The sequence below is a fragment of the Legionella micdadei genome, assembly GCF_000953635.1.
Taxonomy (GTDB): domain Bacteria; phylum Pseudomonadota; class Gammaproteobacteria; order Legionellales; family Legionellaceae; genus Tatlockia; species Tatlockia micdadei.
Window position 1 is genome coordinate 2,237,255 of record NZ_LN614830.1, and the last position, 15,658, is coordinate 2,252,912.

The following is a 15,658-nucleotide window of genomic DNA, read 5'->3' on the forward strand; positions in this document are numbered from 1 at the left end:
CTACAACAAATTAAGAATTCAACCCGAGATTATAGCAAACTTTTGTAGAGAAAAACTCATATCCTAGTATGTCAGATATCTCACCCTAGCATTTTGAAATATCTTGGGTATATCATTCATAATTGTTATAGAATGAATTTTTTTGCTGAGATTTTTTTTCCATGCATCAACCTTTAAAAATACTGATGGCGCAAATTAACCCGACAGTGGGGGCAATTGAAGCCAATACTGAGAAAATTATTAATATTATTCTCCAAGAACAACAACAGCATGACGTCATTATTTTCCCTGAACTAACGATTACTGGTTATCCACCGGAAGATCTCCTTTTCCGAAAAGAATTGCACGAAAGGGTAACCAAGGCTTTAGTCGCTATTGAAGAAGTAACCGCCGATTGCCATGTGGTTGTCGGCCATCCTTATCTTGTCCAAAAAAATTGTTTTAACGCAGCAACGGTTTTCTACCAGGCCTCCCGCGTAGCAATCTATTTCAAACAAATCCTCCCTAACTATGGGGTCTTCGATGAAGAGCGCTATTTTGTGCCCGGACCACCTGAAACTTGTATCCTGCAAGTTAAAAACCATCGTTTAGGACTGTGTATTTGTGAAGACATTTGGCAAAAAGGGCCCGTGGATCGATTAATTAAAGCGGGAGTAGACGCTATCCTTTGTATCAATGCTTCTCCGTTTGATTACAGCAAACCAGCCCTGCGTGAAAATTTAATTCGGGAATATGCCCAACGAGGTGTTGCATTTATTTATGTCAATCAAATTGGTGGCCAAGATGAATTGGTTTTTGATGGCCAGTCTATGGCCCTCGATCATTCTGGAGTAGTTTGTGCCCGATCACCTGCCTTCAAAGAACATTTACATACTGTGATTCTTGCTGAACAAAAAATCATTTCTGAAATTATACCTGCCTATGAACAAGATCAATTAATTTATGAAGCATTAGTGTGCGGCACTCGCGATTATGTTGAGAAGAACGGTTTTTCCAATGGTGTACTTATAGGATTATCTGGAGGAATTGATTCGGCGCTTACCTTGGCAATTGCAGTGGATGCTTTGGGGATCTCCAGGGTTCAAGCGGTAATGATGCCTTCACGCTACACTGCCGACATGAGTCTTGAAGATGCTCAGTTGCAAATCAATGCGATGGGAGTAGAGAGTACACTTATTAACATAGAACCTATCTTTAATTGTTTTCTTGACAGTCTTGCCCCTGCTTTTATAGGATTGCCACCAGATATTACCGAAGAAAATTTACAAGCACGTGTTCGCGGTATGCTGTTGATGGCTTTATCGAACAAAAGCGGCAGAATGGTATTAACCACATCCAATAAAAGCGAAACAGCCGTTGGTTATGCCACCATATATGGCGATATGGCAGGCGGCTTCGCTGTACTAAAAGATGTTTTAAAAACCCAAGTATATGCCTTGGCGACTTATCGAAATCGTTTGGAACCAGTTATCCCTGAACGTGTCATCCAGCGAGCGCCTTCCGCCGAGTTAAGAGCAAATCAAACTGATCAAGATAGCTTGCCTGAATACGCTGTTTTGGATGCCATTATTAAAGATTATATGGAAAATGATCTCGCGGCAGCTGACATTATCCAAAAAGGGTATCGTCCTGAAATTGTTAATCAGGTTATCCGGCTCATTCAACGAAATGAATACAAGCGTCGTCAAGCAGCACCAGGAATTAAAATTAGCACTCGTGCTTTCGGGCGTGATTGGCGATACCCAATTACATCGGGATATTAAAGATAGCAGCTATTGACTCCGTGAGTAGACAAGTCGCTTGACGTAACATTGGCTCTTATTCGAGTCGATGTTACATCAAATACCCTAACAACTCAGCTTGAAGATCAAATAAAGGTTGTCGTTTGAGTACCCAGCGTTCCCTCTTCAACGACTTTAGCTTGGGAAATACCAGTATTTTCCTCTTCTTTAAATTTTGGTCTGTTCTTATAGAGAAGACTGAGGTTATCATATTGACTCAGTTTTAGCCTACCCGTGGCCGATGGTGTTTCAGCAGGCTTTTCTGTTTTAACCATATCCTTTTCCTCTTCCATACAAGCTGATTGGGCAGGTAGGGTAGAATTCTCAGTAGAATGAGCAATCGATACATGCAGCTTTGGAGCCATTTTTTCAGATTCAGAAGCACTATCATCAATCTGTTGTTTTGACACCACTAAATGCTCAGGTTTAAATTTAGGTCTACTTGCATACAGTTTTTGTATGTTTGAAAAGTTAGTAATTTGAATACGTGAACCTGGGCGTTTTAGTGGCTCAAGCAATTGGGAAATTTCTTTTAATTGCACAGGTTCTAAAGTTTCTGGTTGTACTTCAGATTCTGATTCCTCTTCATATTTTTTTAATAACCCAGCTAGACCTGGGACAGCATCTAACTCAACTGGTTTTACTTTTTGAAAAGCATCGATATAAAAAAGTTGCCAATTCAAATCCGTTTTTGTGAGAACAAACGTACTCGATTTAACTTGCTTTGTGTTTTCTGGAGAAAAATGATTAATTGCAACAAATGGGACTCGCATTGAACTCTGGAAAGTTCTTTGTGAGTGATCAATTTTTCTTAAGATTTTGACATGTTGTAAAAAGGTTTTAAGGTACGGTAAATCTTCTTTGGAAACTTCTTTTTTTGAATTCAACCATTTTGCGAGTTTCGGATAATTTTCCAAGATAACTGGGTGGCATTTATTAAGGCTATCATACCAAGCCAGGTGGTAGTGGCCATCCTTTTTGGTCAGCGTAAACGCTAAGGTTAATGATTGAAGTTCTTTCTCGGTCGGATCAACCAATAGTTTTGTTTTTTCAAGATGTTCCTCTTGAACTGTACGGCAGCGCAACTTCAAATTAACGACAGGATTTGAGTACTGGGGAAGCAAATAAACTTTAAGAATCGGCAAATCTTCTTTTGTAATAAGTTCATTTTTTTCAAGTTTTTTCTTTAGCCATTCAACCAATAAACTATAATGAACGAGGTTAACCTGCTGACTTAGGCCTTGACTGTCATACCAAAAAAGCTGAAGTTGTTTATCTTTTACTGCAACCACATAAGCCGATTTTAAATCATCAAGTTCAAGTGGTGTCGGCTCAAAAAGTACATTCTCTCTTGCTTGATATTCTTTAAGTAATTGCTCGGTTTTTTGCTCCAAGTGCAACTGTACTGTGTTTGTACTCTGGAACTGTAATTCAGCCGGTCTAAAGTGGACGAGTGACTCTTCAACATCTGATTTAAATTGCAATAAATTTGCATTACCAGTCACATCGTACCAAGTTAATTGCCATACTAATTCATTTTCATCTGTCTTCGGATCTTTCTCTCTACGTAGCTTGAATTCTTTTTCTGTTAATTTTCTTGCACTGATATGAAAACTTAATTTTGTAGGATTCTCGATTGCAAATTGCTTGGCCATTCTTGCATCATCAAACAATTCTACCTCAGCAGCTGGCTTTATTTGAGCAAGGCATTCGGGTTCTAAACGCTTTCTTTCCTCCTCATCCCTTTTCAAAGATTCAACTCTTTCTTCTTGCAAGGCACGGCAGCTCAACTTTAACTTAACGACGGGGTTTGTATATTGAGGGTGTAAGTAAACCTTAAGAAGCGGTAAATCTTCTTTTGTAACCTCTTCATTTTTTTCAAGTTTAATTTTAAACCATTTAACCAATAAGGTATGGTTTTCGAGATTTATCTGTTGACTTCTGCTTTGACTGTCATACCAAAAGATCTGAAGCTGTTTATCTTTTACAGTAACTGCATAGGCCGATTTTAAATTCTCAAGCTCTTGTGGTGTTGGCTCGAACAGTACTTTTTCTCTCGCTTGATGTTCTTTGAGTAATTCTTCTGTCTTTTGCTCAAAATCCAATTGCACAGTGTTTGCTGTGCCTTGAACATTTAACTCCGCGGGTCTGATGGCTGCGAGGGGCTCTTCAGCATCTGATTGAAATTTCAACGAATGCGGGTTACCGCTCGCATCATACCAAGTTAGTTGCCAAACCAATTCATTACCGTCTGATTTTGCATCAGTTAATTTTCTCGCACTGATTTCTCTTTCTGTCGGCTTTCTTGCACTGATACAAAAACTTAATCTTGTAGGATTTTCAATAGCAAATTGCTTTGCTTTTTGTCCATCATCGAATATCTCAACATCAGCGGCAGGCTTTATTTGCTCAAGACACATTGCCTCTAATCTTCTACGCTCTTCTTCTTGTTTTTTTAAAAACTCAGTTCTTGCTTCAATCCGTTTGGAAATCTCTTCCAAAATGAGCGGTTTTAAATGCGGGATGATCGTCTCATGGATAAAACTATCTGGGACTGATTTCTCATCGTTCTCGTAACCATCAATCGATCTGATTGCCGTTATAATCAAAGTGGTGTTTGCCGATCCAATGTGCCATGTCCCTTCGCTGATAAATAATTGGAATGCCTGTAATCGCAAAATCGGATCAGGGAAGCTTTTTAAATCATCAATTGTTTTTTCAAATGAGCGGTGACGAAAAAACATGGAGATCCACCCCCAATAAGAGTCTTTATTGGAGTATTTTCCACTAGCGATTTCAAATATTTTTATTAATGACTGGTTATGCCCGAGCTTTTGTTTTGCAGCTTCCTCTTCATGTTTATCCGATGCCTTACTTCCATGGCGCTCTAAAGAGTTATTCGGGGAGCTCTGCGGTGAAGCGGCATAGCCCGTAAGGCTTGATAGCCATGACCAAACATAGGAATAAGACTCACTGCTCGCGCTTACACTAGATTTATCAGCTTCTACTGCCTCTTGCGAACCTTCTTTACCTTCCTGTTTGGTAGATTCCTCCGAAACGGCTACGGTTTCAACTAATACAGGTTGTTGAGACGTTTCTGGCAAATCGCTTGGGAGCCCGTCAGAGGGTACATTGAATGAGGCGTTCGCAATGCAATCAACGAAAGTTTGAGCAAAATTCTCTAGATTATTGATTATTTTTTTGGGCATATCCCTGCTCCGTTATCCTTAATTCCCTAACATCTTAACCGATTATCTGATTAATACAAGTAAAAAAAGGATAATAATAGATCAATTTCCAAGAAATTGGGCAGATTATTTTTAATAACAATGAGATAATGTTTGAACAAACCCTTCAATCAGTCGCAACAAGTAAGAAATAAGAAAACCTTTGTATCTTTTTCTTTTTTCCTACTTAGAAGAAGAGGTTTGTTACCGCGGTAAAAAATCTTCTCCCAAATTCGCAAAAACACTCACCAATAAGTGAGGGATAAAAACAGGTGCGATAACCCTAGGTTTGCTACAAAAGCTTGCAAAATAAAAGTAACACGCTAACATTGAGTTGCTAAAAATAATAATAACAAGGGAATTCATGAGAATTGCATTTTTTTCGGTCATGTTGCTTTGTTCTAGCCTGGCTACTGCTGCAACTCCCATCGATGGCTTGTATGGGAGTCTATTTGGCGGATATAGTTACGTTCCTGATAACCTAGACAAGCTCCACGATGGTATTAAATTTGACCATGCTGTCTTCGATAACGGCTTTAATGCCGGTGGGCGTTTTGGCTATCAAACCAATCATTGGCGTTACGAAGGTGAACTCACTTATATTCGCACAACAGTTAACTCTTTTCGTTTTGGGCTTTTCTCAAACCTACTCATCGATCCAATAAGAGTACGTGATGTCAGCGGACAAACCAACATGGTGATCGGAGCCGCTAACCTTTATTATGATTTCCCTGAAATGGTTCCCTGTATCGCACCCTTTTTGGGAGCAGGAATTGGTTATGGCTGGTTTAACGTTAACTTACACAATGATTTTTCTCACAGACGCAATCTTCTCTTGAATCCTAACTTTTTATTAAACCCAGGCCTTTTTCAAAATCCTCTCTTTCAAAATCGGCTCCATTACTCCGGATCAAGCGGCGCATTCGTTTATCAAGGAACAGCCGGCCTGACTTACAATTTTACCGAAAATTACGCCCTTAACCTTGCTTACCGCTATGTAGGGTCTTCACGCATCAGCGCTTACGGCAAGGTTTTACAGGGCAATTTAGCTAGCGTAGGCGTGGTTTATCGCTTTAGTGAATACAATTATAAGTAAGGGAGCAAAATGAAACGTTCTAGTCAATTCGCTTTAACCAGTCTATTCCTTGCTAACTCAGTCTTTGCTGCTACACCATCAGAAGGCTGGTACTGGGGATTAATGGGTGGTCTCAGCTATACTCCCAGTATTGATATTACGGGGCCTAATCCTGTACCTTTTATTGCAATAAATAATCAAATTAATCCCAATCCCACGCCTGTTGTGACAAATGGAGTTAATACTTATGTAACAGGTTTATCCAATTATTATTTTCCTGGATTTACCTCGATGAATGGTAGCTTACAGTATGGTGTCGGCGGGGATTTTGGTATACAACTGGGTTACCGCATTTGTAATTTCCGCGCTGAGGGAGAGTTACTGTTCAATTATGCCCCGTTATCCATGGTAAAAATTGGTGGTGTTTCTATTAAGAAACACGTAACCCTTACTGATCCCTTACGCTTGAGTGGTCAATCAGTTGTTGGCGCAGGACTAATTAACGGCTATTATGATTTTTATGATGAAGAAAATGATCCTACTTGGGTTCCTTATTTAGGTTTAGGTATAGGGTATGCCTACGTCCGCAACACAATTACATTCACAGTCCCCTATCTTTTCAAAAATCTCTATAGCGTCACTGTCAAAGGTAATGAAAGCGCGCCTATTGGCCAAGCAATATTAGGTATTAGCTATTTTGCTTCCGATGATCTCTCAATCGGATTAGACTATCGTTACATTACTACAAGAACGATTTCTAGTATTAATTCACGTATACAAACCAATACACTTAATCTGAACTTTAATTATTATTTTTCTGATTAAATGTAATAATGTGGGGTAATCAATCAGATAAAATACATGGCCTCGCAGAGGCCATCAAATTCTCTGTGCAATTTCGTGTTGGCCTGGATAACCAAGACTAATAGGGTTTTAAAATTTATAAAGGTTGCTATGACTTATTTAATTGCCCCCTCACTTCTTTCAGCGGACATGACAAAACTGGGTGAGGAAGCCTTAGCTGTAATGGACGCAGGCGCTGATATGATCCACTTTGATGTCATGGATAATCATTATGTCCCCAATTTAACGTTTGGACCGCCAATTTGCCAAGCTTTACACCAACGCTTTCCTAATTACATGATTGATGTTCATCTGATGGCATGCCCCGTTGATGACTTAATTGTTCAATTTGCCAAAGCAGGTGCCAAACGGATAAGCATCCATCCGGATGCGACAACCCATCTGGATCGCAGCTTGCAACTTATTCAACAGCAAGGGTGTAAGGCTGGCCTGGTACTAAATCCAGCCACATCAATCGATTGCCTTCGCTGGAGTATCCATCGATTGGATTTCATTTTAGTCATGACCGTCAACCCAGGTTTTGGCGGTCAAAAATTAATCCCTGAAGTCATCGATAAAATCAAATTAATCAAGCTACAATACCCTGCACTCCCTATTTGCGTTGACGGAGGAGTAAGCGTAGATAATGTTGCCAGTTTAGCTAAATCCGGCGCTACAGAATTTGTCGCTGGCACAGCTATATTTTCTACTGCTAATTATGCTAAAACTATTAAAGCCATGCGGGAAAAATTAGCTCTTATATAGAGTTCCTTGTCCTGTAAGGCAATGTAGAATGAACCCGAATAAGCAATCCCTTCATCCCCCCTCGGGTACCTTCTCCTTTACCGGGGAAAAGGGAAAGAATCGAACTATTTTGAGGACATTGACTTTGTCGACTAAGAGGCTATGAAAAAAATACTGTTTCTATTATGTGTCTTAAGCCTATCCGCAATGGCTCATGCCATTTCGGGGCAAGCTTATTTAGAACGATTCATGGCTTACGCTCAATGGAGCCAAAATTTACCTCAACAGCCTGGGCCTGATTTTCTTGCTTTCATAGATAGCGATACCCCTTTAGCTACCAAACTTCGTGAAAAATGGTTGTATCAATTAGCCCGTCAGAAAGACTGGGTTAATTACTCTAAATATTATCACCCCTCAGCAGACATCAATTTGCAATGCTTTGCACAAATTGCCAATTTCACTGAAGGAAGAACAGAGGAAGCCCTTAAAGCAACACGCCTATTATGGCTTACAGGTAACTCACAGCCACCTGCCTGTAATGTACTTTTTGACTTAATAACAAAAATGGATAATTTTGATGAGCACTTAATCACTCAACGCATTATCCTTGCCTTAGAAAAGCGTAATGTAGGTTTAGCGCGCTATTTGTTAAAACAATACAAACAACCCCGAATTCAAGATGAACAATTATTAGCGAGCATTAATCAAAATCCTGAACGCATAACCCAACTTCAACCTGGTGAGCTTCATGATTATTTTTACCTATTTGGTTTAAAACGCATGATCTCTACCAATATGAATAAAGCAATTCGTTATTGGCAGGATGCTAAAACCAAACAATTCCTCAATGAAGCTCAACAGCAATCTTTTCTTATCCAGCTTGTTCTGTATAAAGCAATGCGCGGTCATGAAGACGAGCCACTTTGGTTTTCTAAGATAAAACCCGTTTTTTACAACGAAGCCATTCTCGACTGGCAAATTCGTTTTGCCCTCAAAAATCAGCAATGGGATCAAGTTGAACACTTGGTCAATCATTCGCCTGATAAAGAAAAGCCTTGTTGGCAATATTGGCTGGCCCGTGCTTTAGAAGTTAAAGGTCAATTGGCAAAAGCAAAAGAGACCTATCAAACCATCGCTAAGAATCGACATTATTACGGTTTTCTAGCAAGTATGCGCCTAAATCAAATCCCTAATTTTGAAAACGAAAAACCGGTTGATAATTTAGCGGTGCTAAAACCTTATCAACCATTTACCGATTATATTAAATCGCTGTATTACGGTAAGCAATCACTGCAAGCCTCAAGGTTATTAAATGATTTTATTAGTGAGCTTCCAAAAGAAGAGAAAAGCGCGCTTATTTATTGGATAGCGACTACACTCAAATGGTATGGAAAATCCGTATACCTCAGTAATACTGAGGAATTGAATAATCAGTTGACACTTCGCTTTCCTGTCATTCATTATGACACGGTAAAAGAATACGCAAAAGATTATCATGTCTCTCCTGAGTTGATCTATGCCATTATCCGTCAAGAAAGCGGGTTTCGCGAAGATGTTGTTTCACCTGCGGGAGCTAGGGGGTTAATGCAAGTCATGCCTAGCACCGCGACCGTGGTAGCTAAACGTGAAAGAATTGCTTATAGCAATAAAGACGAACTCTTTTCTTCCCAGAAAAACATCAACATTGGTGTTGCTTACTTAAAACAATTAACTTATCGCTATAATCAACACCCAGTCCTTGTCGCTGCGGCTTATAATGCCGGTCCTACTCAAGTGAATTACTGGCTTAAAAACCATCCCCCAAAAGACATGGATATTTGGATAGACACCCTACCCTGGCATGAAACCCGGAATTATTTAAAAAACATCATCGCTTTTTATGCGGTATACCAATTTCGCTTACAACAAAAAGCTGATTTGCAATCGTTTATGAAGCCTCTTTAACGGAGCGCCGTCATTCAGAACACACACGATCAAGTCGGTTACTTCAACTCGATTTGGGCATGCTACAAACCTTGAGTTAAATGATTTAACTTCACTATAAAGTACTTTCTATGCCCTCAAATTACCGTAAATTTCACACTTCCAAATTGGAATCTCGTAACTATAAAATTTCATTGTATTTTATGAATTCAAAAAGATAAATTAACCCTTTTTCGCTCGAAGATACCTTATGAAAGATAAAGAAAAAATCTTATTTGATAAACAAGAAGAAACAACACAACTGCCTGTCGAACTTTGGGTGCATATCCTATCATTTTTGGATCCTCAATCGCTTACTCAAGCCCAGTTTGTTGACAGTACATTTTATCGATTATCAAACGACAATTATCCTTGGAAAGTCTTATTTAGAACCTATTTTCCAGAAGAGGTGCCTAACGCTGTACCTTTTGATTTTTCTTGGAAACAAGCCTTTATATCGTTGTACTTAGAACAATATGGCGCCTACCAGCCTGAGATCCGAAGGCGTATCTATTTCATCGCAACCGGTAATATAAGTAAATTGCACGAATGCGGCATCAACCTTAATGACTTAAAAGAGAACGACTTTATCTTGATCAAAACAGCAGCTCAGTTGGGACGTCAGGATATTTTAGATTATTTTTATCGTTTGTCCGAAACATCATGGTCTATCCCGACCCAAAATGAGGGGAAAGGAAACCCAGAGTTGATGGCCCAACGAATTGATGATCCCGTCAAACAAGTAAATCAAACCACTTACATAATGAGTCCATTTTGGCGGGCAATTCTATGTAATCAACGGGACAAAATTCTTTCTGATTTGCCGACTCTATTGAATGTACCTGAACCCATGACAGGAAAAACAGCAACCTTGCTTGCTGCGGAATTAGGCCATCTGGATCTTTTAAGGGATCTATTAGAGTACCCAGATAATAGTGCCATTAACGAAGGTTACTATGAGCTATCAGCAGCCCTAGTTAAAAGCGGACAAATGCGCATGATCAGCGGGTTTGATAATTTTATTGCTACCCACCGAGAAAATCTAACCAGCAGTCGAAGCCTAGCCCAAGAACATTCGGTTAAAGTCGTCAATGCAGCACAGAATTTGCCCTGCCGAATTAAGCTTGCAGCACGTCATGGTGCCATAGTCCTTTTTAGAAAACTTACTGATTCATTATGTCAGGAGCTAGCTCAAGCAGAACAAGACTTAACTGCAGCTAAAGAAAACCGCGTTTCTCACTTAGAAACCAATAATACTAACGAAGCGTCGGGTCAGGAAACGGTGGCAATTGAAGCCTACAGTAAATTGAGAAATCAATGCATTTCAACCATAAAAGCAGCAATGTATTCAGCCGCTAAAAACGGTCAAGTGAATATCATCCAATATGCTTTGATCAAACGCTTTGTTGATATTGACGCAATAGTAGCAGATGATGGCAGCACCCTCTTGTCCAGGGCAGCCCAATCTTTTCATCCTGAGCTCGTAGCATTTTTATTAAATCAACAGGCAAATCCTCAACAAGGGCTCAAAGCGTTAATGAATGCCTATAATGAATTGGACTCGGAGGTCGATCAAGCAGCCATTTCTGAAGTAGAAGAAATGCTTATTCGGGCCATCGAAGAACAACGGGCTTCGATCGATTATTCATTATTAAGCGCCGTCATCTCGGCTAAGCAAGCACACCTACTTGAGCGATTATTAGTTTTAGATATTGGCGATATCAATAAGAGCAATAGCTCAGGAGAAACCCTTCTGGAAAAAGCAGTGAGCGGAGCACCCGACTCCCTGAGGGATCGTTGTATAACTCTTTTAATTAGTAGTGGAGCAAAAATTAACCACCGTGTGCTCAAGGCTGCTGTAAAGAAAAATGATATGAAGCTTGTCACCGAAATGTTAAACCAACCAGGCGTGAATGCGAGGCAATTGGTTAATACAACTTTAGTGTATAGCACACCAATTACATGTGACTTATCTGTAGATTCAAACATGCGTAATTTTTTGCTCCAATACGCAGATTTGAAAGAATCAATTTTTGAAATCCTGAGGAGGCCTCGACCTTGCTTAAGTTATGTTAGGGATGTCCTATTTCATAACGACTATATTTTAGGCAGGCCTCGGCTTGATACAGAAGAGATTTTAGCCTTTGCCAAAACATTAAATCGCAATCGAATAATAAATGAATTAAAAATCGAAGCTAAACTAGAACAAGAATTAATAGGAAAACCGCTTTCCAAAGAGGTATTCGCATTTGAAAAATTAAAGATTCAAGTTAGAGCGACTGGTCTAGCTAAAGGCATAGCCTACGGTAGAAACCATACATCACTGCCTAAAAGGATCAGTTTTCCCTCAGACTTACGCTATTTGAATGCTTTCACTAAATTGGTCAACAATGATCGAGAACTAATGAACCTTTTCAAAGAAATGTATGCGGAAGCTTATCGGGAAGGTTTTATCAATGGCAGATCAAACTCCAATCAAAATGAATCCTATAAGCGAAAATTATCAGATGATACTGAGAGAAAAGGAAAAGAGAAAAAGTGGAAACCTGATGCTTCAACAGAACAACAAAGCTTACAAAATACCAATCCATCGCAGGACCAATTTATGACAACGGCAACTTTTCAACTGGATCAGGATGAATCGGAAGCCAGTAACAATGAGCCTTTAGCACCGGTAGCCGTAGAAATGCCCGCAGGCCAATACGCTACTGAAAACCGTTTTTCCCCATCAAGCAATGGATATTCGCTCCGCTTCTTTCCCCACCCTGAAGCTGCTTTTCGAGCAACTGTTACAAATTCGCAAGAAAATGCAATTGAAGCAGCAAGAATACCAACAAACCAATATTTTGGTGAAAACCGTTTTTTTCCACCAAATGGTGGACAATCAATCCCCTTCTTCCCCTATCCTGCAACTGCGCAGCCGGTTTCTCCAACACCACAGGTAGAGAGCATGGATTATGCTGAGGAAGACTTTGACACAAATCAGTTCCTTAATTAGCGAGAGAGATGCATTCTTAAAATGCAAGCAATTTTATGGTAAATTTTGCTTGCTTTTAAAGACAGTAGCTACTCTTAGCCCCAATCGCATTACAATCCTTCCCCACTTCCAATGTGGCATCTTTGGATAACAAAAATTCATTGTACTTTTTTAATTCACAAATATAAATTGATGAATTTTTGCTTTGGAAGAAATCCTTATGAGAGAAAAAGACGTAACTTTTATTGGTGAACAGAAACAAATATCAGAACTCCCAGATGAGGTTTGGTTGACGATTTTATCGTTTCTCGATCCGCAGTCACTTATTAAAGCACAGATTATCGACCATCGATTTTCTCAACTAGCGAATGACAATTATCCTTGGAAAGTTTTATTCAGAACCTATTTTCCCGAGGAGATGCCTTACCCTGTGCCAGTGGGATTTAATTGGAAAGAGGCTTTTATAGCCCATTACTTAGAACAATATGGTGCTTATCCACCTGAAACCAAAAGGCGCATCTTTTTCATTGCAACAGGTAATATCAACAAGTTGCAGGAATGTAATATCACTCATAATGATTTAAAAGAGAACGAATTTATCCTAGTCAAAACAGCAGCACGGTTAGGACGTCAGGATATTTTAGATTATTTTTATCAATTACCCGAAACAGTTTGGAATGTAGGAACCAAAGAAGAAGAGGAAAGTTTAGAATCAGTTGGGCAGCGACTTAGCTCCCCCATAAACCCGAGAAATCAGGAAGTCAGTTTTTTAATGAATCCATTTTATTGGGCGATCCGATGCAACCAAAAGAATAAAATTAATCAGGAGTTGCCAGGCCTGCTTAACGAACCTGAAATGGGAACAGGAAAAACAGCAACGATGCTTGCTGCGGAATTTGGCCATCTGGATTTATTAATAAAGCTTCTAAATCATCCAGAAAATAAAGCAATCAGCGAAGGGTACCGCGACCTATCTGTCTCCCTGGTAAAAAGCGGGCAGATGCGCATGCTGATTGGATTTGATGATTTTATTGCTGGTCATCGAGAAAAAGTAAACCATGTCCAAGGATTGGAACGAGAGCATTCAGCTAAAATCGTGAATGGAGCAAAGAATTTGCCTTGTCGCACAAGGCTTGCAGCACGCCACGGGGCTATTGCTATCTTTAAAGTACATATTAATCGATTATATCAAAGCCTTCTCAAAGCTGAACAGGCTTTAGCTGCTGTTAAAGAAAATCGAGTTTCCCGCAATGCCGATGAGGCACTCAAAGAAGAAACAGCAGCGGTTGAAGCTTATGAAATGATAAAGAAACAATTCAGTTCAACAATAAATGCAGCCCTGTATGTAGCGGCTACATACGGTCAAATTAGTATTATTGCATATGCTTTAGAGAGAAGGTTTATCGGCATAAACGAGATATTACAGGATGATGGAAGCACTCTTTTATCCAGAGCAGCACAATCTTACCACCCCAAACTCGTGCGATTTTTATTGAATCAGCAGGGAGATCCTCAACAAGCACTTGCTGCTCTAAGCGATTCTCTGTGGGTATCGCCGCAGGATCAACTGGTTAGAAATCGCATGTCAGCCAGTATCCTTTACCAAATAGAAGAAATGCTTGTTCGGGCGATAGAAGAAAGAAACGAGCCTATCAGGCATTCATTATTAAGGAGTGTTATCTTAGCAAAGCAACCAAATTTGCTTGAGCGATTATTGGTACTAGATATTGGCGATATCAATAAGCCTAACTCTTCGGGAACAACCCTTCTTGAGGAAGCTGTCAAAGAAGCTCCTGACTTCATGAGGGATAAATGTCTTGACCTGTTATTGAGCAAGGGGGCAGTCATTAATGCGCGGGTTTTTAAAGCTGCCGTCATGCATGGGGATACGATGTTTGTATACCACATGTCGATCCGTTCAAAAGATAATATGAGGGATTTGGTCAATAAATGCTTCGTGTATGGTTTGCCAATTCTTTGTGGTTTATCTAAAGATTCAATAATGCATGAGCTTTTGCTGCCCTTTGTTGACTTTCAAGAATCTATTTCTGTAATGATTAAGGAAGGCTATTCCTTGAATTCAATCCGCGACGTCTTATTTCATCACGATTCTATTTTAAATCGTCCTCCCTTTGATACAGAAGAGATTTTAGCCTTTGCCAAAACATTCAAAAATCGTAAACGAATAACCAGAGAATTAGAAATCGAAGTTGAGTTAGAAAAAAAACTAAGAACAAAACACTCTCTTTATAAGGTATCCGCATTCGAAAAATTAAAAATTCAAATTCAAGCTGCAGGTTTAGCAAAAGGACTGCATTTTAGCTCAAACCATACGTCCCTTCCGAAAAAGATCAATTTTCCTTCTGAACTGAGTAGGTTGACTGCTTTTACGCTACTCGTTGACAATTCTCAGGTGCGTACAAATCTACTAAAAGAGCTCTACGTGGAAGCTTATAAAGAAGGTTTTGCTAAAGGAAGATCGAAGGTTAGTGAAAAAGGATTAGAACAGGAAAGCAATAATTCTCCAAACGAAGAAGAAAAGCAATCACACAAGCGGAAACGAGGAAAGAGAACTGCAAGGAAAGAAAAAGCGAAAAAAAGAAAATCTACAGCTTCAACGGAACAACAAGGGTTACAAAGTGCCGCTCCTTTCCCAGAGGCATTTGTGACAACTACAACTGTTCAGACAAATCCTGATGACTCGGAAGCCGGCAAGAATTCACAGGAAGTGGCAGAAATACAAGCAGACCAATACGAGACTGGAAGCCTTTTTTTTCCAACCAGCATAGGTTATTCAATCCGCTTCTTCTCTTTTCCTGAACCGACTCCTCAATCCGCTGCCAATCCAAAAGCTATCGAGGACATTGACGAGCAGGAAGAAGTAAAATTTGACACCAATCAATCCCTTAATTAGCTGGGTAAATTGGATCATTTGATAAGCGTTCAAGTAGTCTAAGTGCAGGTTTAACCGCACTTAGACCCGGGCTATTGGCAATAACAGAATTTAGATGGAACCTAATCATTCCATATCGAAGTATTATAGTTCCTT

General features: G+C 39.6%; 8 protein-coding genes. 7 read left to right on the forward strand and 1 reads right to left on the reverse strand.

All coding sequences use genetic code 11. From position 1 onward, the window contains the following. The first annotated feature begins 161 nt into the window (after nucleotides 1-161). A complete protein-coding gene (locus tag LMI_RS09995) occupies nucleotides 162-1,763 on the forward strand; it encodes an NAD+ synthase (RefSeq protein WP_045099671.1) in 1,602 nt (533 codons plus the stop codon). Between the two features lie 104 nt (nucleotides 1,764-1,867). Here the strand turns inward: LMI_RS09995 and LMI_RS10000 are convergent, their stop codons facing one another. Then, nucleotides 1,868-4,990, reverse strand: a complete 3,123-nt coding sequence (locus LMI_RS10000) for a hypothetical protein (protein WP_045099672.1) — start codon at nucleotides 4,988-4,990, stop codon at nucleotides 1,868-1,870. Nucleotides 4,991-5,372: 382 nt separating this feature from the next. Between LMI_RS10000 and LMI_RS10010 the strand changes: the two genes are divergently transcribed. The 6 genes from LMI_RS10010 (at nucleotide 5,373) to LMI_RS10035 (ending at nucleotide 15,523) form a co-directional block, all read left to right on the forward strand. Continuing rightward, on the forward strand, nucleotides 5,373-6,104 hold the full coding sequence (locus LMI_RS10010) for an outer membrane protein (protein WP_045099674.1): 732 nt from the start codon (nucleotides 5,373-5,375) through the stop codon (nucleotides 6,102-6,104). Nucleotides 6,105-6,113: 9 nt separating this feature from the next. Further along, complete coding sequence (locus LMI_RS10015) at nucleotides 6,114-6,908, forward strand: outer membrane protein (RefSeq protein ID WP_045099675.1); 795 nt, start codon at nucleotides 6,114-6,116, stop codon at nucleotides 6,906-6,908. Nucleotides 6,909-7,037: 129 nt separating this feature from the next. Beyond that, a complete protein-coding gene (gene rpe, locus LMI_RS10020) occupies nucleotides 7,038-7,691 on the forward strand; it encodes a ribulose-phosphate 3-epimerase (protein WP_045099676.1) in 654 nt (217 codons plus the stop codon). Between the two features lie 141 nt (nucleotides 7,692-7,832). Then, nucleotides 7,833-9,614: a lytic transglycosylase domain-containing protein gene (locus tag LMI_RS10025; protein WP_045099677.1), complete on the forward strand. Its 1,782-nt coding sequence runs from the start codon at nucleotides 7,833-7,835 to the stop codon at nucleotides 9,612-9,614. Nucleotides 9,615-9,843: 229 nt separating this feature from the next. Next, nucleotides 9,844-12,630: an F-box-like domain-containing protein gene (locus LMI_RS10030; protein ID WP_045099678.1), complete on the forward strand. Its 2,787-nt coding sequence runs from the start codon at nucleotides 9,844-9,846 to the stop codon at nucleotides 12,628-12,630. A gap of 199 nt (nucleotides 12,631-12,829) precedes the next feature. Next, nucleotides 12,830-15,523: an F-box-like domain-containing protein gene (locus LMI_RS10035; protein ID WP_045099679.1), complete on the forward strand. Its 2,694-nt coding sequence runs from the start codon at nucleotides 12,830-12,832 to the stop codon at nucleotides 15,521-15,523. Nucleotides 15,524-15,658: the final 135 nt, after the last annotated feature.